The following is a 26,018-nucleotide window of genomic DNA, read 5'->3' as shown; positions in this document are numbered from 1 at the left end:
CGTCGTCCTGGCGGGAATCCGTTGGGGAGTCGGATGGTATCGCAGCCGTCCCGGTCGGCCAAGTCGCCTTTTGGGTAAGAAAGCACTATGGACGGTACGAATCTTCGGCTTTTTCACGGGTTTTTCAGCCGTTCGCCGAGGGATGTCGCCAGTTGCGCCGTCAGACCATACACCGACAATTGCGGGTTGGCGCCGATGCTGGTGGGGAACAGCGAGCCGTCGTGAATCGACAGATTGCGCAACTGATGATGGCGGCCAAGGCTGTCGGTGACGGCGCTTTTCGGGTCTTCGCCCATCGCGCAACCGCCCATGACGTGGGCGCTGCCCAGGCGGGTGCGATACAGCTCAAGGCTCAAGCCGTCGATCATTTTGCGTGCCTCGGCCAGGCTGTTCACATAACGCGCATCGGCGTGCATCGACATCACCGCTTTGGCGCCGCCGGCGAACTGAATCTCGGCCATGACGTGGAAGGCCCGGCGCAAACCGTCCCAGGCGTAGGGCGACACCTGATAATCGAGCACCGGCGAACCATCACCGCGCAATTCGACGCTGCCGCCCTGGCTGTCCTGATGAAAGCCGTCACGCAGCAACGCCAGCATGGCGTGGGTGTGGGGCAGATCGGCCATGTGCTGTGCGTTTTCCTGGCCGAAGCCGCCGAGCAGGGTGGCGGCCAGCGCCGGGTGCAGCGGCGGCACTTCGAGTTTGAAGGCCATCGGCCCGGTGGTGCCGTCCTTCCACTGGAAATGGTCGGAGTAGATCGACTGCGGGGCTCCGTAAAACGGGTTGATGACCTCGTCGAAGCGCCCGGCGGACATGTTCACCGGGTGCAAGAACGTGCGCTTGCCGAGGCGTTGATGCGGGTCCGGCGCATCCGAGCGCAGCAGCAGGGCGGGGCTGTTGATGCCGCCGCCGGCCAGCACGTAATGGCGAGCCTTGACCGTGATCTTGCGCCCGGTCGGCTCGACGCAGCGTTCGTCCATCGCCACGCATTGCAGCCCGGTGACCTTGTCGCCGTTGATCAGCAGTTTTTCGGCGCGGGCCAGATAGAGCAGTTCGCCGCCCTTTTCCAGGGTCGCCGGAATGGTGGTGACCATCATCGACTGTTTGGCGTTGGTAGGGCAGCCCATGCCGCAGTAGCCGAGGTTCCAGCAGCCGCGCACGTTGCGCGGGATCACGTGCCAGCTGTAGCCGAGTTGTTCGCAGCCTTTGCGGATTACGTCGTTGTTGGCGTTGGGCGGCACCATCCACGGGGCGACGCCGAGGCGTTGCTCCATTTTTTCGAACCACGGCGCCATGTCGACAGGGCTGTGACCTTTGACGTTGTGTTCCTTGGCCCAGTGTTCGAGGGTCGGCTCGGGGGTGCGAAAACTCGAGGTCCAGTTGATCAGGGTGGTGCCGCCGACCGCGCGGCCCTGAAGGATGGTGATCGCGCCGTCCTTGCTCATACGGCCGATGCCTTCCTGATAGAGGCTGCTGTAAGCCTTGTCCTCCAGCATCTTGAAGTCGCTGCTGGTCTTGAGCGGGCCTTCTTCGATCAGCAGCACCTTGTAGCCGGCGGCGCTGAGGATTTCCGCCGTGGTGCCGCCGCCGGCACCGCTGCCGATGATGGCCACGTCGGCTTCCAGGGTCAGGTCATCGGTGAGTTGCGCGCCGTTGTAGGTTTTCCAGCCACGGGCAAGGCCTTCGCGAAACGGGTCGGGTACGGGCATCAATCAGGCTCTCTTATTATTGTTCGGGGGAGGCGCGAGTCTTAAACCGTGGGCGGGCCGGGATAACCGCAGTGGGCCCAGGATTCGGCGCGGGTGTACCAGGCCATCATCACCATTTGCTGCAGGGAGCTGTGACCCATGCGCAGCAGGCTCAACGAGCTGTTTTCCCAGCGCTCGAGAAAGTGGCGGATCGCCTCGGGGCTGGCATTTTCCCAACTGCCCCAGATGCCGGTCAGCGGTCCCCGGGTCACGGCCATGCCCAGCACATCGAACAGCTGTCGGGTGAGCTTGAGCATCTCCGGCGACAGGTGATCGAGGCTGTAGTCCAGGGACTTCAGCGCTCCATCGACAGCGGCGGGCATCTTTTCCACCGCGACGGCGCCCCCGAGCATTACCGGAATCAGCGCGCGCAAAAACAGCAGGTCACCGCTGCGCAACGCGGCGAATCCGTTGGCCGATACGCTCGACGAACAGCCGCTGAGGCTGGCGCCGAGGCCGGCAGTGGCGAGGAAAGCCGTGGCACCGAGGCTGAATTTCAGCAGGCCACGGCGCGAGAGGGCGGGTGTTTCGGTCAGGCTTGGGTGCATTGTTGTTATTACCCGGCGGTGACGTTAGCGAATGAACAGTTTCTGGATCAGTTTCTGAATGGATTTGCCGTACGGCGGGTAAATCAGCTTCGCCGCGTTGAAGCGCTGTTTAACCAGGACGCCCTTGGCCTTGCTGAAGGTCAGAAAGCCTTCGTGTCCGTGGTAATGCCCCATCCCCGACGGCCCGATACCGCCGAAGGGCATGTCGTCCTGAGCCACATGCAGCAGCGTGTCATTGAGGCAGACGCCACCGGAGTGGGTTTCGTGGAGCACGCGGTTCTGTTCGCGTTTGTCGTAGCCGAAGTAGTAAAGAGCCAGAGGACGTGGGCGCTGATTGATGTAAGCAAATGCCTGATCCAGGTCCCGGTACGGCACGATCGGCAGCAGCGGGCCGAAGATTTCGTCCTGCATCACTGTCATTTCGTCGCTGACATTCAGCAGCAAGCTGTGAGGCATGCGTCGGCCCTGGCCCTGCTCAAACAGCGGAATCAGCAGCGCGCCCTTGCTGGTGGCGTCGCTGAGGTAACTGTTGAGCCGCGCCAATTGGCGCTCGTTGATGATGGCGGTGTAGTCCGGGTTGTCGGCGAGGGTCGGATAAAACCCGCGCACGGCCTGACGATAGGCTTCGACGAAACCGCCGACACGCTCTTCCGGCACCAGCACGTAGTCCGGGGCCACGCAGGTCTGGCCGGCGTTGAGGGTCTTGCCGAAGGCGATGCGCTCGGCGGCGTCCTTGAGCGGTACGTCGTGGGACACGATGGCCGGGGATTTGCCGCCCAGCTCCAGAGTCACCGGCGTGAGGTTTTCCGCCGCCGCGCGCATCACGTGCTTGCCGATGCTGGTGGCGCCGGTGAACAGCAGGTGATCAACGCGCAATTTCGAGAAGGCCACACCGACATCGGCCTCGCCCAGCACCACGCACACCAGGTCTTCAGGGAAAATCCGCGCCAGCAATTCCTTGAGCAGCAGGCCGGTGGCCGGGGTCGATTCGCTGAGCTTGAGCATCACCCGGTTGCCTGCCGCGAGCGCGCCGGTCAGCGGGCCCATGGCCAGGAACAACGGGTAGTTCCACGGCACGATCACGCCGACCACGCCCAGTGGCTGATACACGACTTTTGCCGATGCCGGCTGGAAGGCGACGCCGACCTTGCGCCGCGAAGGCTTCATCCACTGGCTGATATGCCGGCTGGCGTAATGAATGCCGTGCAGGCTCGGCATCAGCTCGGCGAGCAGGGTTTCATCGGCGCTGCGATGGCTGAAATCCGAACTGATCGCCTCGACCAGCGCCTGCCGTTCGCTGCTCAGCAGATCGCGCAAGGCCTTGAGCCACTGCTGACGCTGGGCGGCCGGCGGCATCGGGTTGGCGGCGTAGGCGGCGCGCTGCGCGTCGAACAACCGGTTGAGCTCTTCCAGCGGCTGTTGCAACGATTGCAGGTAGGCAATATCGGCGGTCATTGTCGGCTCCGGATTTGTTGTCGTGAGGAACTTTCTAGAGTCTATGCTCTAGAAAGTCAAATGACTTCCTTGGGCATCATGGTTTTATCCAATTCCGGTTAGGTCGTAAGATGCCCCCCAACGCACTCTGAATTAAAGCTCAAGCCATGGCCCCACGGATCAAAACCAGCGAGCGCATCGTGCAGAACAGCCTCGAGCTGTTCAATCAGCAGGGCGAGCGCAGCATCAGCACCAATCACATCGCCGCCCACATGGAGATTTCTCCGGGCAACCTGTACTACCACTTCCCCAACAAGCAGGCGATCATCGCCGTGTTGTTCAGTGAGTACGAAAGCCTTGTGGACAGCTTCCTGCGCCCGCCTCAGGGGCGTGCGGCGACGGTCGAAGACAAGCGTTTCTACCTCAAGGAACTGCTGTCAGCGATGTGGCGTTACCGCTTTCTGCACCGTGATCTCGAGCACTTGCTCGACAGCGACCCGGACCTGGCCGGGCGTTACCGGCGCTTTTCCCAGCGCTGCGTGATTCAGGGCGCGGCGATCTATGAAGGTTTCGTCGCTGCCGGCATCCTGAAAATGGACCGGGTGCAAATCGAATCCCTGACCCTCAACGCGTGGATCATCCTCACCTCCTGGGTACGCTTTCTGTGCACCACCCGGGAAAACTCCAACCACCTCAGCGAACAGGCCATTAAACGTGGCGTGTATCAGGTGCTGGTGCTGGAAGCGGGATTTGTCACCGAGCAGGCCCGCGATGAGGTCAATGCACTGTTCGAAGAATTCTACGTACCGTTGGCCCAGGCCCTCGAAGAAAGGTCCTGACCCATCCGCTCACAGGAGTCGTTCGCTATGCCGATTGCGCAACTGATCAGCCCGACCACGCTGGATGCCCGCAAGGAGCAACCGGGGCTGGTGATTCTCGATTGCCGTTTTGCCCTCGAAGACCCGGATTACGGCCAGCGCAGTTATGCCGAAGGGCACATTGCCGGGGCGAGTTTCGCCGATCTTGAACGTGACCTGAGCGGACCGGTGACCAAGGGCGTGACCGGACGTCATCCGCTGCCGGAGCCGGCGGCGTTGATCGAGCGTCTGCAAGCGTTCAGCATCAACAACGACAGCGACGTGGTTCTGTATGACGACGGCCCCGGTGCCTATGCGGCACGGGCCTGGTGGTTGCTGGCGTGGCTGGGTAAGCGCGACGGCGTGTTCATTCTCGATGGCGGACTCAAGGCCTGGCACGCGGCCGGCCTGCCGCTGAGCCTGGATGCGCCTTCGGTGGCGCGGGGGACGTTCAGCGGTCAGCCGGACAAGCATTTGCTGCTCAGCGCCGAGCAATTGCAGCAGCGCCTCGGCCAACCGGCCCTGACCCTGCTCGATGCCCGCGCCTTGCCGCGTTTCAAGGGCGAAGTGGAGCCGATCGATCCGATTGCCGGGCACATTCCCGGCGCGCAATGCGCAGCGTTTACCGAGAATCTGGGCAGCGATGGGCGTTTCCTTCCCGCTGATCAACTCAAGCAGCGCTTTGCCGCGAAACTCGGTGAGCGTTCGCCGAGCGATCTGGTGGCGTATTGCGGTTCCGGGGTGACGGCGTGTCACAACCTGTTTGCCCTGTGTCTGGCGGGTTATCCGTTGGGTACGCTGTATGCCGGATCGTGGAGCGAATGGATCAACGAGCCGTCGCGTGGTATCGCCACGGGCGAGTAAGCGCGTTCAGCGCTCCAGTCGCGCACTGCGATAGGCCGCTGGCCCCACGCCGTAAACCTGTTTGAACTGCCGGCTCAGATGGCTCTGGTCGGCAAAGCCCAGTTGCGTGGCAACTTCCACCGGCAGGCAGCCGCTCTGCAACAAGCCCCGCGCGCAGGCGATCCGCTGTTGCATCAGCCAGGTGTGCGGCGGCATGCCGGTGGCGCGGCGGAATACCCGGGCGAAGTGGAAGGGCGAGAGGTTCACCGCCGCCAGTTCCTCCAGCGAGGGTGGCGCCGCCAGTTGTGCGTGCAGCAACTCCTTGGCCATTACTACTGCGCGGTGTTCTTTTCCGGGTTTGCCGTTGATCTGCACCGCCGCGTGGCGTTGCAACAGCAGCATCATCATTTCGCGCCACACCGTCTGCTGCTGCAGCGCGGTGGCTGGGCTTTCCAGCAAGCGGTGCAACTGGCTGAAGCCGTTGACCAGATCCGGGTCGCGATACAGCGTCGCGCCAAAGGCCGGCATTGGTGCGGTTGGCAGCTCCAGTTCTTCAAGCAGCGAAACAATCTTGTCGGTATCCGGATAGAACGCCCGGTACAGCCAGCCGTCCTCGGTGCCTTTGTGGCCGGTGTGCAATTCGTCCGGGTTGATCAGCACCAGCGTGCCGCTGCCAGCCAGGTGTTCGGCACCGCGATAACGGTAGCGCTGGGCGCCGGCCATGATCATGCCGATCACATAGCCGTCGTGGACGTGCGGGGCGAAACGATGCTCGATGTAGCGCGCCGAAAGCAGCTCGACGCCGGCCAGTGGCGCGGTTTGCCAGAAACGGATCGACTCGCCCTGATCGCTCATGCCGTCACCCGCGCCCCGATTCGGCCAGCCATTGGGGAATGCGCCGCTCCAGGTAATAACCCGGTTGGCGGAATGAGCCGTCGACGAAGCCGACATGCCCGCCCCGGGCCTGCAATTCAAACGCGGTCGAACTCGACAACTCACTGGCCTGCGGCAGGCTGTGGGGAAACACGAACGGATCGTCTGCTGCCTGAATGATCAGGGTTGGCGTGCGAATTTCGCCCAGAAAGTAGCGGCTCGATGCCCGGCGATAGTAATCCTCGGCATCGGCAAACCCGTGCAGCGGTGCGGTCACCCGGCCATCGAAATCCCAGAAGGTGCGCATGTTTTCCAGCGAGCCGAGGGCGGCCAGTGCGGCAAGACCATCCTCGCGCCCGTCATGCTGGAACTGGCGCTGCTTGTTCTTGATGTAGGCCACCATCTCGCGCATGAAGTGCGCCTGATAGACCTTCGAAAACCCCTGGCCGATACGGTCGGCGCATTGATCCAGTCGAAACGGCACCGACACCGCCACCGCGCCGAGTACACCGCTGGCGCTGCCGGTTTCCCCCAGATGCTTGAGCAGCACGTTGCCGCCAAGGGAGTAACCGACCGCATACAGCGGCGCCAGTGGCCGCTTGGCTTTCAGGTGTTTGATAGTTTCGGCGAGGTCTTCGCTGGCCCCGGAGTGGTAGCTGCGCGGCAACAGATTCGGTTCGCCGGAGCAGCCACGCCAGTTCAATGCGACGCTGGCCCAGCCTTGGGCGGCGAGCGCTGCCTGAATCCCGGCGACGTAAGGCGAGTTGGAAGATCCGGTCAGCCCGTGCAGCACCAGCACCAGAGGCGCGTTTGCGCTGTGCGGGCCGTGCCAGTCGAGGTCGAGGAAGTCGCCGTCCTCCAGCCACAGGCGTTCGCGCTGGCGATCAAGGTGCACGGTCTTGCGCCACAGCGGCCCCCACAAGGTTTGCAGGTGCGGGTTGCCGAGGCCGAAGGCGGGGATGAACGGTTTTGACGAAGGGGACACGATTGCTCTCGATGCAGCGCAGCGAGCCTCGGCTGAGGCTCGCCGCTTTTTCAGGCCGGTCGGTTAACCGGCGATCACTGCCATACGTTGCCACAACGCGTAGTACACCCGCCCGGATTTCTGCTCGCGGTGCAGGCGCCAGTTGCCTGGCAGGCCGAGGGTCGATGGCGCGGCTTCGCTTTCAGTGTAGATCCACGAATCATCGGCCAGCCATTGGCGCTCTTCCAGCAATGTGCACACGGCGGGCAGCAGGTTCTGGTTGAACGGCGGGTCGAGGAACACCAGGTCGAACGCGGTCGCGGTCTGGGTTTCCAGGTAGCGCAAGGCGTCGGCGGTCTGCACCTGGCCGTTGGTGCAGCGCAGGGTGCCGAGGTGTTCTTTCAGGCTGGAGACCGCGACATGGCTGGCATCCAGCGCCTGGCCCATGGACGCGCCACGGGACAGCGCTTCCAGAAACAGCGCGCCGCTGCCGGCGAACGGATCGAGCACCTTGGCCCCGGCAACGTACGGCGCGAGCCAGTTGAATAGGGTTTCACGCACACGGTCCGGCGTCGGGCGCAGGCCCGGCGCATCAGGAAAGCTCAGCTTTCGGCTGCGCCATTCGCCGCCGATGATGCGCAACTGGTTCACACCGTTGTGCAGTTTTTGTACAGGTTTCTTTGGGCTGGCCATTAATGCTCCGGAACCCCGAGCGGCTGCTCGGCAGGTTTATCAGATGGGGCCGGTAACGGCTTTTGCGGCACGGTCGGGCCAGCGCTGACGATGACCATTTTGTCCGTGCTCAAGTGTTTGTTCAGGGCGTCGCGGACCTGCTCGACGGTCAGGCTCTGGGACTGACGCATGAAGTCGTCCAGATAGCTCAGCGGCAGATTGTAGAAACCCATGGCACCAAGCTGGCCGACGATATCGGCGTTGCTGGCGGTGGACAGCGGGAAGCTGCCGGCCAGTTCGCGCTTGGCGTCGTCGAGTTCTTTCTGGGTCGGGCCGGTCTTCAGGTAGTCGGCGAGTACGTCCTGCACCAGTTTCAGAGTGCCTTCGCTCATTTCCGCGCGGGTCTGCAGATTGATCATGAACGGGCCGCGCGCCTGCATCGGGCTGAACGCCGAATACACGCCGTAGGCCAGGCCACGCTTCTCGCGGACTTCACTCATCAAACGGGTGCCGAAACCACCGCCACCGAGGATCTGGTTGCCCATCGACAGTGCGGCGTAGTCCGGGTCATCTCGGTCAATGCCCAGTTGCGCGAGCATCAGGTTGGTCTGCTTCGACGGGAACTCGATGTGGCCCACACTGGCCTTCGGCTCTTGCGGCTGGGCAATCTTCGCCAGCGCCGGGCCTTTCGGCAGGGCCGCGGAAACCTGATTGGCAATCGCCTCGGCTTCGCTGCGGGACAGGTCGCCGACCAGTGCAATCACCACGTTGCCGGCGGCATAGGCCTTGGCATGGAACTCACGCAGTTGCGCCAGGGTGATCTTCGGCACGCTTTGCGCGCTGCCATCGCTGGAGTGTGCGTACGGGTGATCGCCGTACAGGCGCTTCATCAATTCCAGGCTGGCGAGTTTGCCGGGGTTCTGTTTCTGGTACTCGAAACCGGCGAGCATCTGGTTCTTGATGCGTGCGAAGGAATCGGCGGGGAAGGTCGGTTTGCCGATCACTTCCGAGAACAGTTTGAGTGCCGGCTCGCGTTTGTCGGCGGCACTCAGGCTGCGCAATGAAACGATGGCCATGTCCTTGTAGGCGCCGTTGCCGAAATCCGCGCCGAGGCCTTCGAAGCCTTGGGCGATGGCGCCGACATCCTTGCCGGCCACGCCTTCGTTGAGCATGGCGTTGGTCAGCAGGGCCAGGCCCGGCGCGTTGCCGTCCTGGCTGCTGCCTGCGGAGAAGATCAGGCGCATGTCGAACATCGGCAATTCGCGAGCTTCGACGAACAGCACCTTGGCGCCTTCGGCGGTGTTCCAGGTCTGCACGTCGAGTTTGCGGCTGGCCGGGGCCTTGCCGTCGAGTTCGGCCAGCGATTGCAGCTTCTGGCTGGATTTGGCGTTATCCAGCGCTTCGCTGGCCTTGCTGTTGTCGCTCGGCGCCAGATAGAGCGCGGCGGAGCCAATGACTGCCACGGCGATCAGGCCGAGCAGCAGGCGTGGGGTTTTGCGCTCACTCATGAGTCGTCTCCAGTGGCAGGACGTGGGCGATGCTGAGACGTTCGCGGGTGAAATACAGCTTGGCGGCGTTCTGGATGTCTTGCGGGGTGACGCTTTCCAGATCGGCCAGTTCGGTGTCCATCAGCTTCCACGACAGACCGACGGTCTCCAGTTGGCCGATGGCGGTGGCCTGGCTGGTGATCGAATCGCGTTCGAAAACCAGGCCGGCGATGACTTGCGCCCGCACGCGCTCCAGCTCTTCAGCGGACGGTGCAGTGGTTTTCAGCTGTTCCAGCAGTTTCCACAGGCCGGCTTCAGCCTGGGCCATGGTCTTTTTCTTCTGGGTGTTCGGCGTGGCCGACAGGGTGAACAGGCTGTCACCGCGAGTGTAGGCGTCGTAGCTCGACGAACCGCCGGACACCAGCTCTTCGCCGCGCTCCAGCTGGGTCGGGATGCGCCCGCTATAGCCGCCGTCCAGCAGCGCCGAGATGAGGCGCAAGGCGTTGATCGAGCGTTTGTCTTCGGCCGTGGCCAGGCTCGGCACGTTGAAACCGAGCATCAGGCTGGGCAATTGGGTCTGCACATGCAGGGTGATCTGGCGTTCGCCGGGTTCGGCCAGTTCCAGGGGCTGCTTCGCTGGCGGCACATCGCGTTTCGGGATCGGCCCGAAGTAGCGCTGGGCGAGGGTTTTCACTTCGTCCGGGGTCACGTCGCCGACCACCACCAGCGTGGCGTTGTTCGGCACATACCAGGACTGATACCAGTGGCGCAGCTCTTCGACCTTCATCCGGTCGAGGTCGGCCATCCAGCCGATGGTCGGCGTGTGGTAGCCGCTGGCCGGGTAGGCCATGGCCTTGTAGCGTTCGTAGGCCTTGGACATCGGTTTGTCGTCGGTGCGCAGACGGCGCTCTTCCTTGATGACTTCGATTTCCTTGGCGAACTCGTCGGCCGGCAGGCGCAGATTGGCCATGCGGTCGGCTTCCAGTTCGAAGGCTACGCCCAGACGATCGCGGGCCAGCACTTGGTAATAGGCGGTGAAGTCATCGCTGGTGAAGGCGTTCTCTTCGGCGCCGAGGTCGCGCAGGATCAGCGAGGCTTCGCCGGGGCCGACTTTCTCGCTGCCCTTGAACATCATGTGCTCGAGGGCGTGGGACAGACCGGTCTGGCCCGGGGTTTCGTAGCTGGAACCGACCTTGTACCAGACCTGCGACACCACCACTGGCGCGCGATGGTCTTCGCGCACGACGACTTTCAGACCGTTGTCGAGGGTGAATTCGTGGGTCGGTTGCGGGTCGGCCGCCAGGGCCGAAAGGGGCAGGCAGACTGTGCTGAGCAGCAGGCCTGCGGCGCGGCGGGCTAGAGCATTCATTCGTTTTTAAACCTGTTCGGCTGCCCGCTTGGTCTTAGCCTAGGCGGGCGAGGAGGTGCTAGGATACTGATCCGTTTTACTGGCGGCCACGCCTATCAGGCCACTGATCGGTCTATAGGTTGTACGGGTTACCGGCAGAAGCTTTGAGTTTGTCAGCTAAACTCTGCGTTTTCGCCGACGATGCCGTTCCAGTCCTTCGTATTTAAAGACCTTTGAGGTGCTTTTGGCGCCTCGACAAAATGTTGCGCGTGAACAAGCTGGGTGAAACACAGTCTGTTCTGCATCGAATATTTATTTGCCGGGGCGCCCCTGTGGCGCGTCGCTACCGTGAGATAGCCGTCCTCCATGTTTGGTTCCAACGACGACAAGAAGACCCCAGCTGCGGCTGGCGAGAAGAAAAGCCTGTTCGGATGGCTGCGCAAAAAGCCGCAGGAACCCGTCGTCGAACAGCCGACTGCCATTCCTGAGCCTGCCCCGGCGCCCGCTCCGGTAATAGAAGAAGCGCCGGCCCCGGTTGTGCTGCCAATTGCCGAACCGGTGTTGCAACCGGTGGCCGAAGTCGAGCCTGAAGCGCCGGCTGCCGCTGAACTGCCGCTGACCCCGGCTGCCCAGCCATGGCTGACCTTGCCCGTGGCGGAAGAGCCGGTGGCGCTGGTCGAAGAGGCTGCGCCGCACATCACGCCGCCGATTCCGGCACCGGTTGCATTCACTCCCGAGCCTGTTCAAGCGCCGGTGGCCGAACCTGCTCCTGTCATTCCCGAGCCTGTGGTCGCTGCGCCGGTTGCACCGATTGTTGCTGCGCCCGAGCCTGCACCTGCACCTGCACCTGCACCTGCACCTGCACCTGCACCTGCACCTGCACCTGCACCTGCACCGGTCGTCGCAGCGCCAGTCGCTGTCGTCGAAACGCCGGTGGAGGCTCCGCGCACCGAAGAAACCAAGGCCGGCTTCTTCGCCCGCCTCAAGCAAGGACTGTCGAAGACCAGCGCCAGCATCGGCGAGGGCATGGCCAGCCTGTTCCTTGGCAAGAAAGCCATCGATGATGATCTGCTCGACGACCTCGAAACCCGTCTGCTGACTGCCGACGTCGGCGTCGAGGCGACTTCGGTGATCATCCAGCGCCTGACCCAGAAGGTCGCCCGCAAAGAACTGGCCGATTCCGACGCACTGTACAAATCCCTGCAGGCCGAACTGGCCGCGATGCTCAAACCGGTCGAGCAGCCGCTGAAGATTGCTTCGCAGAACAAGCCGTTCGTGATCCTCGTGGTTGGCGTCAACGGCGCCGGCAAGACCACCACCATCGGCAAGCTGGCGAAGAAGCTGCAACTGGAAGGCAAGAAAGTCATGCTCGCCGCCGGTGACACCTTCCGCGCTGCGGCGGTCGAGCAATTGCAGGTCTGGGGCGAGCGCAACAAGATTCCGGTGATCGCCCAGCACACGGGCGCGGACTCGGCCTCGGTGATTTTCGACGCCGTGCAGGCCGCCAAGGCCCGTGGCATCGATGTGTTGATCGCTGACACCGCCGGCCGGCTGCACACCAAAGACAACCTGATGGAAGAACTGAAAAAGGTTCGCCGGGTGATCGGTAAGCTCGACGCCGATGCGCCGCACGAAGTGCTACTGGTGCTCGACGCCGGCACTGGCCAGAACGCCATCAACCAGGCCAAGCAATTCAACCAGACCGTCGAACTGACCGGCCTGGCGCTGACCAAGCTCGACGGCACCGCCAAGGGCGGGGTGATTTTCGCCCTGGCCAAGCAATTCGGCCTGCCGATCCGCTACATCGGCGTCGGTGAAGGCATCGACGATCTGCGTACCTTTGAAGCCGAACCCTTTGTCCAGGCACTGTTTGCCGAGCGGGAGCGTTCATGATTCGTTTCGAACAGGTCGGTAAGCGCTACCCGAACGGTCACGTCGGCTTGCATGAGCTGAGCTTTCGAGTCCGTCGCGGCGAGTTCCTGTTTGTCACCGGCCACTCCGGTGCCGGTAAATCCACGTTGTTGCGCCTGCTGCTGGCGATGGAGCGTCCGACCAGCGGCAAACTGCTGCTGGCCGGGCAAGATCTGAGCACCATCAGCAATGCGCAGATTCCGTTCCTGCGCCGGCAGATCGGTGTGGTGTTCCAGAACCATCAACTGTTGTTTGATCGCACGGTGTTCAACAACGTCGCACTGCCGTTGCAGATCCTCGGGCTGTCCAAGGCGGAAATCGCCAAGCGCGTCGATTCGGCGCTGGAGCGCGTGGCGCTGTCGGACAAGACCGATCTGTACCCCGGCGACCTGTCCACCGGTCAGCAACAGCGCGTCGGCATCGCCCGCGCCATCGTGCACCGCCCGGCCCTGCTGCTGGCGGACGAACCAACCGGTAACCTCGACCCGCGTCTGGCGGCCGAGATCATGGGTGTGTTCGAAGACATCAACCGTCTGGGCACCAGCGTGCTGATCGCCAGTCACGACCTGGCCCTGATTGCGCGCATGCGCCATCGCATGCTGACCCTGCAACGCGGCCGATTGATCGGCGACGGGGAGGCTGGCGAATGAGTGCAACACGTAGTCCGAAGGTTTCCGAGCGCGTGGCCCCGAAGGCCGCCGATCCACAGCCGCCAAAGAAGAAAAAGCACGACGAGGACGATGGTCCGGATTTCGCCACGCTGTTTCACGCCTGGATCGAAAGCCACCGTGCCAGCCTGCTGGACAGCCTGCGCCGTCTAGGCAAGCAGCCGATTGGCAGCTTCTTCACCTGCATGGTGATGGCGGTTGCGCTGAGCCTGCCGATGGGTTTGTCGTTGTTGCTGAACAACGTCGAACGCCTGGGCGGTTCTTGGCAGCGCGCGGCGCAGATCTCGCTCTATCTGGAGCTTGAGGCCAGCCCGGCTCAGGGCGAAGCGCTGCGTGACCAGATCAAGGGCATGCCCGGCGTAGCTGATGCTGAATATGTCGGCCGCGATCAGGCACTGGAAGAATTCCAGCAGCAGTCCGGACTGGGCGAAGCCTTGCGCGAGCTGCCGGAAAACCCGCTGCCGGGCGTTGTGCTGGTGACGCCGAACGAGGTCGACAAGCCGACCCTGGAAGCATTAAGACAAAAACTTTCCGAGCTGCCCAAGGTACAACAGGCGCAACTTGATCTAGTCTGGGTCGAGCGTCTGGCTGCCATCCTCAAGCTCGGCGACCGCTTTGTCTTCGGTCTGACGGTGTTGCTGGTTTCCGCATTACTTTTGGTGATAGGCAATACCATTCGTCTTCATATTGAAAACCGCCGCACAGAGATAGAAGTGATTAAACTCGTCGGCGGCACCGACAGCTATGTGCGTCGTCCCTTCCTTTATATGGGCGCGTTGTATGGCTTCGGTGCGGGGCTGCTGTCCTGGGGTGTGCTGGCGTTCGGCCTGAACTGGCTGAACGACGCGGTGGTCGGGCTGGCCGGCTTGTACGGCAGTGATTTCGCACTGGCCGGAGTGCCAGTTGCCGACGGTCTGTCGCTCTTGCTTGGCGCGGTGCTGTTGGGTTATATCGGTGCATGGATTGCAGTCGCACGTCATCTCAGGGAGCTGGCGCCGAAGTAGAATCTTTTTTGCGCGTGATTGACCTTGCGGTTTTTTGGGAACTTGTACCTGAGTTCCCGGTCAATTTTTCGCAGTGCCGAAAGGCGCGAGTATGTAAGTCGGAGGTTTTTTCGTATGACCAATTCTTTGCAACCTGCGTATGCATTGGTTCCGGGCGCAAACCTGGAAGCCTATGTGCACACCGTCAACAGCATTCCATTGCTGACGCCGGAGCAGGAGCGTGAACTGGCCGAGAGTCTCTACTATGAGCAGGATCTTGGGGCGGCTCGGCAGATGGTGCTCGCCCACCTGCGATTTGTCGTACACATTGCCCGTAGCTATTCCGGCTACGGTCTGGCTCAGGCTGACCTGATCCAGGAAGGCAACGTCGGCCTGATGAAGGCCGTGAAGCGTTTCAACCCGGAAATGGGCGTGCGTCTGGTGTCCTTCGCGGTGCACTGGATCAAGGCCGAGATTCACGAGTTCATCCTGCGCAACTGGCGGATCGTGAAAGTCGCGACCACCAAGGCCCAGCGCAAGCTGTTCTTCAACCTGCGCAGCCAGAAGAAACGTCTGGCCTGGCTGAACAACGAGGAAGTCCACCGTGTGGCGGAAAGCCTCGGTGTCGAGCCCCGTGAAGTGCGTGAGATGGAAAGTCGCCTGACCGGTCATGACATGGCCTTCGACCCGGCTGCCGAAGCCGACGACGACAGTGCTTTCCAGTCGCCGGCCAATTATCTGGAAGACCACCGGTACGACCCGGCGCGTCAACTGGAAGATGCCGACTGGAGCGACAACTCCAATCACAACCTGCACGAAGCGCTGGAAGTGCTGGACGAACGTAGCCGCGACATCCTCTACCAGCGCTGGCTGGCAGAAGAGAAAGCCACGCTGCACGACCTGGCGCAGAAGTACAACGTGTCGGCCGAGCGGATCCGTCAGCTCGAGAAGAGCGCGATGAACAAGCTCAAGTTGTCGATTGCCGCGTAACCGGTAGTCCGGCAATAAAAAAACGCCCCGATCAGTGATGATCGGGGCGTTTTTGTGTGCGCTTCAGAAGCTCATTGGGCCCAGGGCGCGCGGCGTGAATCATCGAGTGTCAGCAGATAGCTGTCGCCACCCAGCTGGCTCATCTGCTGGCGAATCCATCCGGCCCGACGTGAAACATAGGAAGTCGGGTGACTGGCACTCCAGACCCGGGGATTGGGCAGCACAGCCGCCAGATAACTCGCCTGCTGGCGGGACAAAGACTTGGCAGAAACGCCAAAGTGATGCCGTGCTGCCGCTTCAGCGCCAAATACGCCGTCATCCCACTCGACGCTGTTCAGATACACCTCAAGAATTCGCTGCTTGGGCCAGAACACTTCGATCAGCGCGGTAAACCACGCCTCAAGACCTTTACGCAGATAACTGCGGCCGGACCACAAAAACAGGTTCTTCGACACTTGCTGGCTCAACGTGCTGGCACCGCGAATCGAACCGCCAAGTTCGTTGTGGGCCAGTGCGGCCTTGATCGCACTCAGGTCAAAACCCCAGTGCTCGGGAAATTTCTGGTCTTCGCCGGCTATTACCGCGACCTTCAGGTCATCGGAGATCTCGTCCCACGGCTTCCAGGTACGTTGCAGATCGATCGGCTCGCCGTCGACCCAGGATTCGATCTTGCGCTCGACCATCAGCGCCGTGCCCGGCGGCGGCACAAAGCGAAACACCAACACCAGCAATACGCTGCCGCCCGCGAACCAGAGCAGGGCCTTCGTGAAACGACGGAGAAATAAACGCAGCATAGAGATGGCTTGGCCGAACCGGTTGAGCGGGCCATTATACAGACCCTGCCGATCGAGTCTGAGTGGAGTTCTACATGCTGCGTAGCTTTCTGATGCTGGCTGCCTTCTTTGGTTTCACCGGTGTCGGCCTCGGCGCATTCGCCGCCCATGGCCTGAAAAACCGCCTGACCCCCGAGTACCTCGCGATCTTCCACACCGGCGTCACCTATCAACTGGTGCATGCGCTGGCGCTGTTCGGCGTGGCGCTGCTGGCCACGCAGCTTCAGGGGCGTCTGGTCGCCTGGGCCGGTATCTCGTTCAGCATCGGCATCCTGCTGTTCTCCGGCAGTCTGTACCTGCTGACCACCGTCGGCATCGGCAAGCTCGGCATCATCACTCCGTTCGGCGGCCTGGCGTTCCTGATCGGTTGGCTGTGCCTCGGACTCGCCGCCTGGCGCCTGCAGCCAACCGCTTGACGCTTGGTGCTGACCTTTAGGTCATGATCGGGCTAGAATGCCACCCCCTAAAAAGTGATGGCGGCGTTGCGCATGCGCATTCAGTTGAACGGTGAATCCTTTGAACTGCCCGACGGTGAAACCGTTGCGGCCCTGCTGACCCGTCTGGACCTGACCGGACGCCGCGTCGCGGTCGAGCTCAATCTGGATATCGTCCCGCGCAGCCAGCATGCCGACACCACTTTGAATGACGGCGACAACGTCGAAGTGGTGCACGCCATCGGCGGCGGCTAGTCGCCAGGCCTGCATGGGCCGAGAATTCTGCAAGACCCTCACCCCAACAGAGGATTTCCCATGAGCATCGTTCGTAGCGACAAGCCTTTCGTTCTGGCCGGTCGTACTTACCAGTCGCGTTTGCTGGTCGGTACCGGCAAGTACCGTGACATGGAAGAAACCCGCCTGGCCATCGAAGCCTCGGGTGCCGAGATCGTCACCTTCGCCGTGCGCCGCACCAACCTGGGCCAGATCGAAGGCGAGCCGAACCTGCTCGAAGTGCTGTCGCCGGATCGCTACACCTTCCTGCCGAACACCGCTGGCTGCTACGACGCGGTCGAAGCCGTGCGCACCTGCCGCCTGGCCCGTGAGCTGCTCGATGGCCATAACCTCGTGAAGCTGGAAGTGCTGGCTGACCAGAAAACCCTGTTCCCCAACGTGATCGAAACCCTCAAGGCCGCCGAAGTACTGGTCAAGGAAGGTTTCGACGTGATGGTTTACACCAGTGATGACCCGATCATCGCCCGGCAACTGGCGGAAATCGGCTGCATCGCGGTGATGCCGCTGGCCGGCCTGATCGGTTCGGGCCTGGGGATCTGCAACCCGTACAACCTGCAGATCATCCTCGAAGAAGCCAAGATCCCGGTGCTGGTGGATGCCGGTGTCGGTACCGCTTCCGACGCCACCATCTCCATGGAGCTGGGCTGTGACGCGGTGCTGATGAACTCGGCCATCGCCCACGCCCAGCAGCCGATCATGATGGCCGAAGCCATGAAACACGCGATCGTCGCGGGCCGCCTGGCCTACCTCGCCGGCCGCATGCCGAAAAAACTCTATGCCAGCGCCTCTTCGCCGCTGGATGGTCTGATCAAGTAAGAGCTATTGATGACTGAATCGAACGACACGCCAATCCAGACGGAAGAAGGCGACGAGCGCCAACACCGCCGCATCAAGAGTTTCGTGATGCGCGCCGGGCGCATGACCGAAGGCCAGCAGCGCGGCCTGGATCAGGGCGCGCCGAAGTTCGTCCTGCCACTGGCCGATGCGCCGGTGGATTACGATCAGGTGTTCGGCCGTTCCGCGCCGCGTTCGCTGGAGATCGGTTTCGGCATGGGCCACTCGCTGCTGGAAATGGCAGCCGCTGCGCCGGAACAGGATTTCATCGGTGTCGAAGTTCACCGTCCAGGTGTCGGCGCGCTGCTCAATGGCGTGCTGACCCAGGGTCTGACCAACCTGCGGGTCTACGATTGCGACGCGATCGAAGTGCTCAACCGCTGCATCGCCGACAACAGCCTCGATCGCCTGATGCTGTTTTTCCCGGATCCGTGGCACAAGAGCCGTCACCACAAGCGCCGCATCGTCCAGGCGTCCTTCGCTGAACTGGTGCGCAGCAAGCTGAAGGTTGGCGGCATTCTGCACATGGCCACCGACTGGGAACCGTATGCCGAATACATGCTGGAAGTGATGAACGTCGCCCCGGGCTATCGCAACCTCGCCGAAGACGGCAAGTGCGTGCCACGCCCGGCCGAACGTCCGATCACCAAGTTCGAACGCCGTGGCGAACGTCTTGGGCATGGCGTGTGGGATCTGAAGTTCGAAAAGCTCGCTTAAGCCTTATGCAATAAAAAACTGTGGGAGCCATTGGCTCCCACAGTTGTTTTAGCAGTACTCGGTCATTACACCGTAGAAAGGAATTCTGCCGGTACCCGCTCTGTCAGCCAGACACCATTCTCGGCCTGATAGAACTTGAACCCCTGTTCCTGCATCTGCCGCGCGGCGACCTGCAGAATCACGACCGTTCCGTAACGTTGCCCGACCGCCGAAGCCGTGGCGGTTTCCTGGGAAAGGTGCACGTGATGACGTGATCCCGGGATCAATCCCTGTTCGTTGATCGAGTCCATGAAACGCGTCGCGGTGCCGTGATAAAGCGTTTCCGGAGGCTGCTTTTCTTCGAACTGCAGCTCCACGCTTTTCGTCGAGTGGCCCTGTACGGCGCGAATCGACTGACCGTCCGGAGAGATCGAAAAGCGCTTTTTGTCACTGCTGGCCACAACGTTTTCGATCAGCGTGCGATCCAGCGTTCTACCGTCCCGTGCCGCGCCATCGATCAAGGCGTCGATGTTTGCCCAGCCTTCAGAGTCAAGCGTCAGGCCAATCGCCTGTGGCTCATGACGCAGCACGAAGCTGAGAAATTTGCTTGTTTCGTCCAGCAGTTTCTTGCTCATGAACTTCCCTGTCGGTATTCAGCGGCGGTCGGCGACTACGCCGATCAAAACCAGCACCACCAACAACACCGGCGCCAGGCTGTAGTTGTTGAACTGGCTCAGCCCCTTCACCACCCACGGTGTGGCGTAGATCAGCGCCGCGCCGCTGCCGACCATGCACAGCAGGGCCATCAGCGGGACGCGCAGGGCGCCGGCGATGCTGCCCAGGCGTTGCTCGACCCAGCCTTTGAAGTCGGCGCCGAACAGCACCAGCAGGCAGCCCACCAGGGCCAGCGCGATTTCCGAGAGGTTGCTGCGGCTCCAGCGGGAGACAGTGGCGAGCAGGTCGAGTATCAAATCCATGCGGTTTCCCCGGGAGCCATTCAGCTCAGAAATTTCTGCAGCAAATCGTTGAGAAAGAGTTGTCCGCGCTCGGTAGCCGCCAGACGTGACGGTTCGACCTGCAACAGACCGCTTTGTTCGGCCTCGCGGCGGTGTTCGTCGAGGCTTTCCAGCGGCAGGCCGGTGCGCTCGGGATACAGGCGTGATTCGACGCCGGCAGTCAGGCGCAGGGCGTTCATCAGGAACTCGAAGGGCATCTCTTCGTTGGTCAGGGCTTTCTCGCCGGCCTGGAAACTTTTGGCCGGGTTGAGGTAGTCCTTCGGCAAGCGCGTTTTCCAGGTGCGCACGATGCGCCCGTCCGGATGGCTGAGCTTGCCGTGAGCACCGGCGCCGATACCGATGAAGTCGCCGAAACTCCAGTAATTGAGGTTATGCCGCGCCGGACGACCGGCTTGCGCATAGGCCGAAACCTCGTACTGCGCGTAACCGTGTTCGGCCAGCAGCGCCTGTCCGGCCTCTTGAATGTCCCACAACGTGTCGTCTTCCGGCAGCACCGGCGGTTGGTTCCAGAACACGGTGTTCGGTTCCAGTGTCAGCTGATACCAGGAGATGTGCGTCGGTTGCAGCTCGATCGCCTGGCGCAGATCGCTCAAGGCATCGTCCAGTGACTGGTCCGGCAGGCCGTGCATCAGGTCGAGGTTGAAGTTATCGAACCCGGCCTGGCGCGCCATGCCGGCGGCACGCACCGCTTCGTCGCCGTTGTGGATGCGGCCGAGGGCCTTGAGCTTTTCCTGCTGGAAGCTCTGGATGCCGATCGACAGGCGATTGATCCCCAGTTTGCGGTAGGCGACGAACTTCTCTTGCTCGAAAGTCCCGGGGTTGGCTTCCAGGGTGATTTCGATGTCCTCGGCAAACGGGATGCGTTGTTTGACGCCTTCGAGCAAGCGGCCCAGTGATTCGGCACTGAACAGGCTCGGCGTGCCACCGCCAAAGAAGATCGAGCTCAGCTCACGGCCGTACACCGCGTGCAGATCCTGATCAAGGTCGGCAAGCAACGCGTCGACATATTCCTGCTCCGGCAGCACCGGGCTGGCGGTGTGGGAGTTGAAGTCGCAATACGGGCATTTGCGCACGCACCACGGGATGTGGATGTACAGTGCCAGGGGCGGCAGCGTCGGCAACGGCGCCCGAGGCGAGGGGGCGGCGCCACCGACGATCAGTGGCGACGCAGAAGAATCACGGGTCATTTCAAGCCCAGACGCTGGCGCAGCAGATCCATTGCACGGGCGCGGTGGCTGATCTGATTCTTGTCGCTCGGGCTCAGTTCGGCGCTGGACACGTTACGCTCCGGCACCCAGAACAGCGGATCGTAGCCGAAACCGTGCTCGCCGCTGGCGGCGGTCAGGATGCGCCCGTGCCACAGGCCTTCGCAGAGGATCGGCAGCGGATCGTCGGCGTGACGCACCAAGGCCAGCACGCAGACGAACTGCGCGCCGCGCTCGGCTTCAGGCACATCCTTCAAGGCGTCGAGCAGCTTGGCGTTGTTCGCCGCGTCGCCCTTGCCGTCGGCGTAGCGAGCGGAATAGATGCCCGGCGCACCGCCGAGGAAATCCACCGCCAGCCCCGAATCGTCGGCCAGCGCCGGCAACCCGGAGATACGCGCGGCATTGCGGGCCTTGAGGATCGCGTTCTCGACGAACGACAGGCCGGTTTCTTCCGGCTCCACGCTGCTGAACTCGCCGATCGAGCGCAATTGCACCGATTCGCCGAGCATGGCCTGGAGTTCCTTGAGTTTGCCGGCGTTATGGCTGGCCAGTACGAGTTGCTTGAGGTTCATCATTCGCCGGGGAAAAGCTCTTGGTTGAAATTGATGGTGTTGATCTTGTCACCGTTCTGCACCTTGATTTCGAAGGTGCGGGTTTCCTGCTGTTCCACCGGGTACTGGGCGATGTAATAGATCGCGCCCTGTTCGGTGACCTGACGGAAATTCAGGGTCACGGTCTGGCTGGTCAGATCTTTCACCGTGCCGGTGACGTTGGCGATCAACGGCTTGCCGTCCTTGATCACCGAGACATTGATCACGCCCTGATTCTTGCTGCGGATCAGCTCGGCAGCCTTGGCGATGTCCGGTTGCAGGTAGGTCGAGTTGAAGGTGTTGTAGTGCACCGTCACGTCGCCGAAGGTTTCCTGGCGCTCGCTCTTGATGGCATCGGCTGCCATGGCCGACAGGCTCAGGCAGGCGGCCAGCAGCGTGGTAATCAGGCGTCCCATGTTCGTTCTCCTCGCAATGTCGTGGTTCAGACCGCGATTTTGTGATCCTGCAGCCCCGGGCTGCTGACGCGGTAGATACCGATCTCACCTAACAGATTAGGCCATAGCTTACTGGCCCACCCGTGGCGGTGCTGTTGATCCACGGCAAGCCGATCAATGACCTTCGCCTCACGTTCGCGACAAAGTTCTTCAAAGTCTTCGAAGGTGCAGAAGTGAATGTTCGGCGTGTTGTACCAGGTGTACGGCAGGAACTCGGACACCGGCATCCGGCCCTTGCTCGCCAGATACCAGCGGCAGCGCCAGTGGCCGAAGTTGGGGAAGGTGATGATGCACTGGCGACCGACCCGCAGCATTTCGTCGAGGATCTTGTCCGGGTAGTGCACGGCCTGCAGGGCCTGGGTCATCACGACCACGTCGAAGCTGTTGCTGGCGAAGTTGCCCAGGCCCTTGTCCAGGTCCTGTTCGATGACGTTGATGCCCTTGGCCACGCACTCGGCAATGTTGTCCGGGTCGTTTTCCAGGCCATAACCGGTGACCTGCTTGTGGTCGCGCAGCCAGGTCAGCAACTCGCCGTCACCGCAACCGAGGTCGAGCACGCGGCTGCCGGCGGGGATCCATTCCTGGATGATTTCCAGATCAGCTCTCATGGCTTGTTCACACCGTAATTCGGTTCATGTAATTGCCGAACGCCTGCAAATAGCGCGGGATCGGAATCAGGAAGGCGTCGTGGCCCTGGGGTGCGTCGATTTCCAGGTAGCTGACGTCCTTGCGCGCGGCCATCAGCGCGTCCATCAGTTCCCGCGAACGGGCCGGGGAGAAGCGCCAGTCGGTGGTGAACGACATCACGCAGAACTTGGCTTTCGCGCCTTCGAAGGTTTTCGCCAGGTTATCGTCGAAGTTCGCCGCCGGATCGAAGTAGTCCAGCGCCTTGGTCATCAACAGATAGGTGTTGGCATCGAAGCGCCCGGAGAATTCTTCGCCCTGATAGCGCAGGTAGCTTTCGACCTGGAACTCGACACTGTGGAAGTCGTAGTTGAGCTTTTCGCTCTTCAGGCCACGGCCGAATTTCTCGCCCATGGAGTCGTCGGACAGGTAGGTGATGTGCCCGACCATCCGCGCCAGCATCAGGCCGCGCTTGGGGATCACGCCTTGTTCCTGGAACGAGCCGCCGTGGAATTCCGGGTCGGTGAGAATCGCCTGGCGCGCCACTTCGTTGAAGGCGATGTTCTGCGCCGACAGCTTGGGGGCCGAGGCGATGGCCAGGCAGTGACGCACGCGATCCGGATAGGTGATGGTCCATTGCAGCGCCTGCATGCCGCCGAGGCTGCCGCCGATCACCGCCGCCCACTGGCCGATGCCGAGCAGGTCGGCCAGGCGTGCCTGGCTGTGCACCCAGTCTTCCACGGTCAGTACCGGGAAATCGGCGCCGAATGGCTTGCCGGTGTCCGGGTTAAGGCTGCTCGGGCCGGTGGAGCCGTTACAGCCGCCGAGGTTGTTCAGGCTGACCACGAAGAACTTGTTGGTGTCGATCGGTTTGCCGGGGCCGATGCAGCTGTCCCACCAACCGGGCTTGCGGTCGTCGATGCTGTGATAACCAGCGGCGTGGTGGTGGCCGGACAAGGCGTGGCAGATCAACACGGCGTTGCTCGCTTGCGCGTTCAGCGTGCCGTAGGTTTCGTAGATCAGGTCATAAGCGGCCAGCGAACGGCCGCAGGCCAGGGCCAGCGGTTCGCTGAAGTGCGCCGTTTGCGGCGTCACCAGACCAACAGAATCGGGGGGAAAGGCAGCTGGCATCGACCCTGCTCTCGTTGAAATGAGGCGTAAGTCTAAAGACCGCTGCCCCCAGCGGCAAGCAACGATCAGGCCTGATTTGCGCTCGTTCCCACGCGGAGCGTGGGAGCGATCAAGGAAGAGCTAAACCGGGTAAATCCGGGAGTTTCTTCGGTGAGCAAATCTTTACCCGCTTCTGCCGGTTCAACTCACCGCTGATCAGGCTGACCTGGCTCTTGGAAACCCCAAAAGCCTTGGCCAGAAACCCCATCAGATACGCATTGGCCTTGCCCTCGACCGGCGGCGCGGTCAGGCGGATCTTCAGGCGATCACCGTGCAGCCCGGCGAAGTCATCGCTGCGGGCTGCAGGTTGCAGGTGACACTCGAGGATCAAGTCGTCACCGTCCCAACGGAACCAGCTCACATCAACAGGCGCAGGATTTCCGGCATCATCGTCATCGCCGCGAGGTTGTTGATCACCAGCATGTCGATCAGCTTCAGCGCGAGGAAGGCGAAGATCGGCGACAGGTCCAGGCCGCCCATGCTCGGCAGGAAGCGACGGAACGGCGCCAGGGCCGGTTCGCAGATCTGGTTGACCAGTTCGGCGCCCGGGTTATGGCTGCCCGGAGCGACCCACGACAGGATCACGCTGATGATCAGGGCGAAGAAGAAAATCTTCAGGAACAACGCGGTCACACCGATGATCGACCAGATGAACAGTTGCAACGGGTTGCCGGTGGTGCCGTAGGTCAGCAGCAGGGTCAGTGCCATCAGTGCCAGTTGTACGAGGATTGCCAGCACCAGCGAGGACATGTCGAGGCCGAACAGGCTCGGGATGATCCGGCGCAGTGGCTTGAGCAGCGGCTGGGTGGCCTTGACCACGAACTGGCACAGCGGGTTGTAGAAGTTCGCCCGTACCAGTTGCAGGACGAAGCGCAGCAGCACGATCAGCAGGTACAGGCTGCCGAGGGTTTGCAGCACGTAGACCGCTGCGGTGTTCAATCCAATCATGTAAGGCTCCTTATTTGCCCAGTTGTTCGGCCATCTCGGCCGAGCGGTGCGCGGCGGCGCCGAGTGCTTTTTCCACCAGGGCTTCGAAGCCGCCGGCCTGGAACGATTTGATCGCAGCTTCAGTGGTGCCCGCTGGCGAGGTCACGCGGCGGCGCAGTTCGGCGGCGTCGACGTCGCTGGAAACGGCCATGTGCGCGGCGCCCAGCGCGGTTTGCAGGGTCAGTTGCTCGGCGGTTTCCTTCGGCAGGCCGAGTTTGACGCCGGCGGCGGTCATGGCTTCGATCAGCAGGAAGAAGTAGGCCGGGCCGGAACCGGAGACGGCAGTGACCGCGTCCAGTTGCTGCTCTTCGTTCAGCCACAGGGCGAGGCCCACGGCGGACAGCAGCTCTTCAGCCTGCTGGCGCTGTTCGGCGCTCACTTCGCCGGTGGCGTACAGACCGCTCACGCCTTGACGCAGCAGCGCCGGGGTGTTGGGCATGCAGCGCACGATCGGCTGCTCGCCGAGCCATGCGGTCATGCTGGCACAGGTGATGCCGGCGGCGATGGACACCACCAGTTGGTTCGGCTTCAGGCTCGGGCGAATCGCTTCGCACACGGCTTTCATGGCCTGCGGCTTGACTGCCAGCACGACAACGTCAGCGCCGTCGATGGCCTGGGCGTTGTCGGCGAAGGTTTCGATGCCGTGTTCGGCGCTGACCCGGTTGCGGGTCTCTTCGCCCGGATCGCTGGCGCGGATGTGTGCGGCTTCCAGACCCTTGGCCCGCAGGCCGCCGATCAGGCTGGCGGCCATGTTGCCGGCACCGATAAAGGCAATACGCGTGTTGCTCATGTCAGGTCCTTATCTGGAAATCATCAAGATTGGGAGTAGTCGCGAGCGCCAAACAGGGCCGTACCGATACGGACCCAGGTGGCGCCCTGGGCAATGGCCGACTCGAGGTCGTGGCTCATGCCCATGGAAAGTGTGTCGAGCGGCAGATCGAGACCTGCCTGCAGCTTCTGGACGGCAGCGAATGCAGCATCCTGCTCGGCGCGATCTTCGGTAGGCTCGGGAATCGCCATCAGCCCGCGCAACTTCAAGCGCGGCAGGGCGCTGATGGCCTGGGCCAGGGCCGGCAGGTCGGCCGGGGTGCAGCCGGACTTGCTGGCCTCACCGCTGACATTGACCTGAATGCAGATATTCAGTGGCGGGAGATCCGCCGGACGTTGCTCGGAGAGACGTTGGGCAATTTTCAGACGATCCACGGAGTGCACCCAGGCGAAGTGCTCGGCAATCGAGCGGGTCTTGTTCGACTGAATGGGGCCGATGAAGTGCCAGATCAAGGGCAGGTCGGCCAGTTCGAGCTGTTTGCCCAAAGCTTCCTGCAGATAGTTCTCGCCAAAGTCGCGCAGGCCGGCGGCGTACGCTTCGCGCAGGGCTTGGGCGGGTTTGGTCTTGCTCACGGCCAGCAGCTGGACGCTGTTTTCGTCGCGGCCGGCGGCTTTGACGGCTGCCTTAATGCGCGAACTAACCTGGAGAATGTTGTCTGCTATCGTGGACATCAAGAGGCGCCAGCGGTCTGAAGGTTCGCGGCATTCTACTGGAATTGAGGGACG

The 26,018-nt window shown here is 62.2% G+C and carries 30 protein-coding genes; 10 read left to right on the top strand and 20 right to left on the bottom strand.

All coding sequences use genetic code 11. The features are described 5' to 3' along the window. Positions 1–113: 113 nt before the first annotated feature. The 3 genes from CAG02_RS05805 to CAG02_RS05795 are packed head-to-tail and all read right to left on the bottom strand — an operon-like array spanning position 114 to position 3,751. Positions 114–1,709 carry a GMC family oxidoreductase gene (locus CAG02_RS05805; protein ID WP_085709048.1) on the bottom strand — a complete coding sequence of 532 codons (1,596 nt, stop codon included), beginning with the start codon at positions 1,707–1,709 and terminating at the stop codon, positions 114–116. A gap of 41 nt (positions 1,710–1,750) precedes the next feature. Next, a complete protein-coding gene (locus CAG02_RS05800) occupies positions 1,751–2,296 on the bottom strand; it encodes a twin-arginine translocation pathway signal protein (protein ID WP_085709049.1) in 546 nt (181 codons plus the stop codon). A 24-nt stretch (positions 2,297–2,320) separates the two neighbouring features. Further along, the gene (locus CAG02_RS05795; protein ID WP_085709050.1) at positions 2,321–3,751 is read right to left on the bottom strand and encodes a coniferyl aldehyde dehydrogenase; all 1,431 of its coding nucleotides are present in this window, start codon (positions 3,749–3,751) and stop codon (positions 2,321–2,323) included. A 146-nt stretch (positions 3,752–3,897) separates the two neighbouring features. Between CAG02_RS05795 and CAG02_RS05790 the strand changes: the two genes are divergently transcribed. Beyond that, positions 3,898–4,569 (top strand): TetR/AcrR family transcriptional regulator, encoded by a 672-nt coding sequence (locus tag CAG02_RS05790; RefSeq protein WP_085709051.1) that lies wholly within the window; start codon positions 3,898–3,900, stop codon positions 4,567–4,569. A 27-nt stretch (positions 4,570–4,596) separates the two neighbouring features. After that, positions 4,597–5,451: a sulfurtransferase gene (locus tag CAG02_RS05785; RefSeq protein WP_085709052.1), complete on the top strand. Its 855-nt coding sequence runs from the start codon at positions 4,597–4,599 to the stop codon at positions 5,449–5,451. Positions 5,452–5,457: 6 nt separating this feature from the next. Here CAG02_RS05785 and CAG02_RS05780 read toward each other — a convergent pair whose 3' ends face one another. The 5 genes from CAG02_RS05780 to CAG02_RS05760 all read right to left on the bottom strand — a co-directional run bounded on the left by CAG02_RS05780 (position 5,458) and on the right by CAG02_RS05760 (position 10,795). Next, a complete protein-coding gene (locus CAG02_RS05780; RefSeq protein ID WP_085709053.1) occupies positions 5,458–6,285 on the bottom strand; it encodes an AraC family transcriptional regulator in 828 nt (275 codons plus the stop codon). Positions 6,286–6,289: 4 nt separating this feature from the next. Then, complete coding sequence (locus CAG02_RS05775) at positions 6,290–7,288, bottom strand: hydrolase (protein ID WP_085709054.1); 999 nt, start codon at positions 7,286–7,288, stop codon at positions 6,290–6,292. Between the two features lie 63 nt (positions 7,289–7,351). Further along, positions 7,352–7,960: a 16S rRNA (guanine(966)-N(2))-methyltransferase RsmD gene (gene rsmD / locus CAG02_RS05770; protein ID WP_085709055.1), complete on the bottom strand. Its 609-nt coding sequence runs from the start codon at positions 7,958–7,960 to the stop codon at positions 7,352–7,354. Further along, entirely contained in the window at positions 7,960–9,447 is a 1,488-nt protein-coding gene (locus tag CAG02_RS05765) for a pitrilysin family protein (protein ID WP_085709056.1), read from the bottom strand. Before CAG02_RS05765 ends, rsmD begins: the two co-directional genes overlap by 1 nt. Then, positions 9,440–10,795, bottom strand: coding sequence for a pitrilysin family protein (locus tag CAG02_RS05760; protein ID WP_085709057.1), 1,356 nt, complete (start codon positions 10,793–10,795; stop codon positions 9,440–9,442). The genes CAG02_RS05765 and CAG02_RS05760 overlap by 8 nt, the downstream gene beginning before the upstream one ends. A gap of 345 nt (positions 10,796–11,140) precedes the next feature. Here CAG02_RS05760 and ftsY point away from each other — a divergent pair, with 345 nt between their 5' ends. The 4 genes from ftsY to rpoH all read left to right on the top strand — a co-directional run bounded on the left by ftsY (position 11,141) and on the right by rpoH (position 15,326). After that, positions 11,141–12,667 (top strand): signal recognition particle-docking protein FtsY, encoded by a 1,527-nt coding sequence (gene ftsY, locus CAG02_RS05750; RefSeq protein ID WP_085709058.1) that lies wholly within the window; start codon positions 11,141–11,143, stop codon positions 12,665–12,667. Then, positions 12,664–13,335, top strand: coding sequence for a cell division ATP-binding protein FtsE (gene ftsE / locus CAG02_RS05745; protein ID WP_008065082.1), 672 nt, complete (start codon positions 12,664–12,666; stop codon positions 13,333–13,335). Before ftsY ends, ftsE begins: the two co-directional genes overlap by 4 nt. Continuing rightward, a complete protein-coding gene (gene ftsX, locus CAG02_RS05740) occupies positions 13,332–14,357 on the top strand; it encodes a permease-like cell division protein FtsX (protein WP_085709059.1) in 1,026 nt (341 codons plus the stop codon). Before ftsE ends, ftsX begins: the two co-directional genes overlap by 4 nt. A gap of 114 nt (positions 14,358–14,471) precedes the next feature. Continuing rightward, entirely contained in the window at positions 14,472–15,326 is an 855-nt protein-coding gene (gene rpoH, locus CAG02_RS05735; RefSeq protein WP_003229146.1) for an RNA polymerase sigma factor RpoH, read from the top strand. Between the two features lie 71 nt (positions 15,327–15,397). Here rpoH and mtgA read toward each other — a convergent pair whose 3' ends face one another. Next, positions 15,398–16,120 (bottom strand): monofunctional biosynthetic peptidoglycan transglycosylase, encoded by a 723-nt coding sequence (mtgA, locus tag CAG02_RS05730; protein WP_085709060.1) that lies wholly within the window; start codon positions 16,118–16,120, stop codon positions 15,398–15,400. Between the two features lie 74 nt (positions 16,121–16,194). On the opposite strand from mtgA, the gene CAG02_RS05725 reads away from it, so the two are divergent. The 4 genes from CAG02_RS05725 (at position 16,195) to trmB (ending at position 18,438) form a co-directional block, all read left to right on the top strand. Continuing rightward, positions 16,195–16,575: a DUF423 domain-containing protein gene (locus tag CAG02_RS05725; RefSeq protein WP_085709061.1), complete on the top strand. Its 381-nt coding sequence runs from the start codon at positions 16,195–16,197 to the stop codon at positions 16,573–16,575. A 72-nt stretch (positions 16,576–16,647) separates the two neighbouring features. Next, positions 16,648–16,848: a sulfur carrier protein ThiS gene (gene thiS, locus CAG02_RS05720; protein WP_007953386.1), complete on the top strand. Its 201-nt coding sequence runs from the start codon at positions 16,648–16,650 to the stop codon at positions 16,846–16,848. 60 nt (positions 16,849–16,908) lie between these two features. Further along, positions 16,909–17,703 (top strand): thiazole synthase, encoded by a 795-nt coding sequence (locus CAG02_RS05715; RefSeq protein ID WP_007953385.1) that lies wholly within the window; start codon positions 16,909–16,911, stop codon positions 17,701–17,703. Positions 17,704–17,712: 9 nt separating this feature from the next. Then, positions 17,713–18,438 (top strand): tRNA (guanosine(46)-N7)-methyltransferase TrmB, encoded by a 726-nt coding sequence (trmB, locus tag CAG02_RS05710; RefSeq protein ID WP_085646976.1) that lies wholly within the window; start codon positions 17,713–17,715, stop codon positions 18,436–18,438. Positions 18,439–18,503: 65 nt separating this feature from the next. On the opposite strand, the gene CAG02_RS05705 is transcribed toward trmB, so the two are convergent. The 11 genes from CAG02_RS05705 to CAG02_RS05655 all read right to left on the bottom strand — a co-directional run bounded on the left by CAG02_RS05705 (position 18,504) and on the right by CAG02_RS05655 (position 25,964). Then, entirely contained in the window at positions 18,504–19,052 is a 549-nt protein-coding gene (locus CAG02_RS05705) for an RNA 2'-phosphotransferase (protein WP_085709062.1), read from the bottom strand. An 18-nt stretch (positions 19,053–19,070) separates the two neighbouring features. After that, positions 19,071–19,394 (bottom strand): DUF3392 domain-containing protein, encoded by a 324-nt coding sequence (locus tag CAG02_RS05700; protein ID WP_085709063.1) that lies wholly within the window; start codon positions 19,392–19,394, stop codon positions 19,071–19,073. Positions 19,395–19,414: 20 nt separating this feature from the next. After that, positions 19,415–20,620, bottom strand: coding sequence for a radical SAM family heme chaperone HemW (hemW, locus tag CAG02_RS05695; protein WP_085709064.1), 1,206 nt, complete (start codon positions 20,618–20,620; stop codon positions 19,415–19,417). Continuing rightward, entirely contained in the window at positions 20,617–21,213 is a 597-nt protein-coding gene (rdgB, locus tag CAG02_RS05690; RefSeq protein ID WP_085709065.1) for an RdgB/HAM1 family non-canonical purine NTP pyrophosphatase, read from the bottom strand. Before rdgB ends, hemW begins: the two co-directional genes overlap by 4 nt. Then, on the bottom strand, positions 21,210–21,644 hold the full coding sequence (locus CAG02_RS05685; RefSeq protein WP_085709066.1) for a DUF4426 domain-containing protein: 435 nt from the start codon (positions 21,642–21,644) through the stop codon (positions 21,210–21,212). Before CAG02_RS05685 ends, rdgB begins: the two co-directional genes overlap by 4 nt. Positions 21,645–21,670: 26 nt before the next feature. Next, on the bottom strand, positions 21,671–22,291 hold the full coding sequence (metW, locus tag CAG02_RS05680) for a methionine biosynthesis protein MetW (RefSeq protein ID WP_085709067.1): 621 nt from the start codon (positions 22,289–22,291) through the stop codon (positions 21,671–21,673). A gap of 7 nt (positions 22,292–22,298) precedes the next feature. Continuing rightward, positions 22,299–23,438: a homoserine O-acetyltransferase gene (locus CAG02_RS05675; RefSeq protein WP_085709068.1), complete on the bottom strand. Its 1,140-nt coding sequence runs from the start codon at positions 23,436–23,438 to the stop codon at positions 22,299–22,301. Between the two features lie 109 nt (positions 23,439–23,547). Continuing rightward, on the bottom strand, positions 23,548–23,838 hold the full coding sequence (locus CAG02_RS05670; RefSeq protein ID WP_085709069.1) for a DUF167 domain-containing protein: 291 nt from the start codon (positions 23,836–23,838) through the stop codon (positions 23,548–23,550). Next, a complete protein-coding gene (locus CAG02_RS05665) occupies positions 23,835–24,425 on the bottom strand; it encodes a YggT family protein (RefSeq protein WP_085709070.1) in 591 nt (196 codons plus the stop codon). The genes CAG02_RS05670 and CAG02_RS05665 overlap by 4 nt, the downstream gene beginning before the upstream one ends. Before the next feature lie 10 nt (positions 24,426–24,435). Continuing rightward, positions 24,436–25,254, bottom strand: coding sequence for a pyrroline-5-carboxylate reductase (gene proC / locus CAG02_RS05660; protein WP_085709071.1), 819 nt, complete (start codon positions 25,252–25,254; stop codon positions 24,436–24,438). Between the two features lie 23 nt (positions 25,255–25,277). Next, positions 25,278–25,964: a YggS family pyridoxal phosphate-dependent enzyme gene (locus CAG02_RS05655; RefSeq protein ID WP_085709072.1), complete on the bottom strand. Its 687-nt coding sequence runs from the start codon at positions 25,962–25,964 to the stop codon at positions 25,278–25,280. Positions 25,965–26,018 lie beyond the last annotated feature (54 nt).

Source organism: Pseudomonas sp. R43(2017) (assembly GCF_002112345.1).
Lineage (GTDB): Bacteria > Pseudomonadota > Gammaproteobacteria > Pseudomonadales > Pseudomonadaceae > Aquipseudomonas > Aquipseudomonas kribbensis.
This window is presented reverse-complemented; position numbering and strand designations above follow the sequence as displayed.

Bases quoted from the DNA above. Each gene is read 5' to 3' on its own strand.
- rpoH (WP_003229146.1), top strand. From the start codon at position 14,472: ATGACCAATTCTTTGCAACCTGCGTATGCATTGGTTCCGGGCGCAAAC.
- trmB (WP_085646976.1), top strand. From the start codon at position 17,713: ATGACTGAATCGAACGACACGCCAATCCAGACGGAAGAAGGCGACGAG.
- thiS (WP_007953386.1), top strand. From the start codon at position 16,648: ATGCGCATTCAGTTGAACGGTGAATCCTTTGAACTGCCCGACGGTGAA.
- ftsY (WP_085709058.1), top strand. From the start codon at position 11,141: ATGTTTGGTTCCAACGACGACAAGAAGACCCCAGCTGCGGCTGGCGAG.
- CAG02_RS05790 (WP_085709051.1), top strand. From the start codon at position 3,898: ATGGCCCCACGGATCAAAACCAGCGAGCGCATCGTGCAGAACAGCCTC.
- CAG02_RS05665 (WP_085709070.1), bottom strand. From the start codon at position 24,425: ATGATTGGATTGAACACCGCAGCGGTCTACGTGCTGCAAACCCTCGGC.
- CAG02_RS05705 (WP_085709062.1), bottom strand. From the start codon at position 19,052: ATGAGCAAGAAACTGCTGGACGAAACAAGCAAATTTCTCAGCTTCGTG.
- CAG02_RS05655 (WP_085709072.1), bottom strand. From the start codon at position 25,964: ATGTCCACGATAGCAGACAACATTCTCCAGGTTAGTTCGCGCATTAAG.
- CAG02_RS05700 (WP_085709063.1), bottom strand. From the start codon at position 19,394: ATGGATTTGATACTCGACCTGCTCGCCACTGTCTCCCGCTGGAGCCGC.
- ftsE (WP_008065082.1), top strand. From the start codon at position 12,664: ATGATTCGTTTCGAACAGGTCGGTAAGCGCTACCCGAACGGTCACGTC.
- hemW (WP_085709064.1), bottom strand. From the start codon at position 20,620: ATGACCCGTGATTCTTCTGCGTCGCCACTGATCGTCGGTGGCGCCGCC.
- rsmD (WP_085709055.1), bottom strand. From the start codon at position 7,960: ATGGCCAGCCCAAAGAAACCTGTACAAAAACTGCACAACGGTGTGAAC.
- CAG02_RS05780 (WP_085709053.1), bottom strand. From the start codon at position 6,285: ATGAGCGATCAGGGCGAGTCGATCCGTTTCTGGCAAACCGCGCCACTG.
- CAG02_RS05785 (WP_085709052.1), top strand. From the start codon at position 4,597: ATGCCGATTGCGCAACTGATCAGCCCGACCACGCTGGATGCCCGCAAG.
- rdgB (WP_085709065.1), bottom strand. From the start codon at position 21,213: ATGATGAACCTCAAGCAACTCGTACTGGCCAGCCATAACGCCGGCAAA.
- ftsX (WP_085709059.1), top strand. From the start codon at position 13,332: ATGAGTGCAACACGTAGTCCGAAGGTTTCCGAGCGCGTGGCCCCGAAG.
- CAG02_RS05685 (WP_085709066.1), bottom strand. From the start codon at position 21,644: ATGGGACGCCTGATTACCACGCTGCTGGCCGCCTGCCTGAGCCTGTCG.
- CAG02_RS05725 (WP_085709061.1), top strand. From the start codon at position 16,195: ATGCTGCGTAGCTTTCTGATGCTGGCTGCCTTCTTTGGTTTCACCGGT.
- CAG02_RS05805 (WP_085709048.1), bottom strand. From the start codon at position 1,709: ATGCCCGTACCCGACCCGTTTCGCGAAGGCCTTGCCCGTGGCTGGAAA.
- proC (WP_085709071.1), bottom strand. From the start codon at position 25,254: ATGAGCAACACGCGTATTGCCTTTATCGGTGCCGGCAACATGGCCGCC.
- CAG02_RS05760 (WP_085709057.1), bottom strand. From the start codon at position 10,795: ATGAATGCTCTAGCCCGCCGCGCCGCAGGCCTGCTGCTCAGCACAGTC.
- CAG02_RS05715 (WP_007953385.1), top strand. From the start codon at position 16,909: ATGAGCATCGTTCGTAGCGACAAGCCTTTCGTTCTGGCCGGTCGTACT.
- metW (WP_085709067.1), bottom strand. From the start codon at position 22,291: ATGAGAGCTGATCTGGAAATCATCCAGGAATGGATCCCCGCCGGCAGC.
- CAG02_RS05795 (WP_085709050.1), bottom strand. From the start codon at position 3,751: ATGACCGCCGATATTGCCTACCTGCAATCGTTGCAACAGCCGCTGGAA.
- CAG02_RS05675 (WP_085709068.1), bottom strand. From the start codon at position 23,438: ATGCCAGCTGCCTTTCCCCCCGATTCTGTTGGTCTGGTGACGCCGCAA.
- mtgA (WP_085709060.1), bottom strand. From the start codon at position 16,120: ATGCTGCGTTTATTTCTCCGTCGTTTCACGAAGGCCCTGCTCTGGTTC.
- CAG02_RS05765 (WP_085709056.1), bottom strand. From the start codon at position 9,447: ATGAGTGAGCGCAAAACCCCACGCCTGCTGCTCGGCCTGATCGCCGTG.
- CAG02_RS05800 (WP_085709049.1), bottom strand. From the start codon at position 2,296: ATGCACCCAAGCCTGACCGAAACACCCGCCCTCTCGCGCCGTGGCCTG.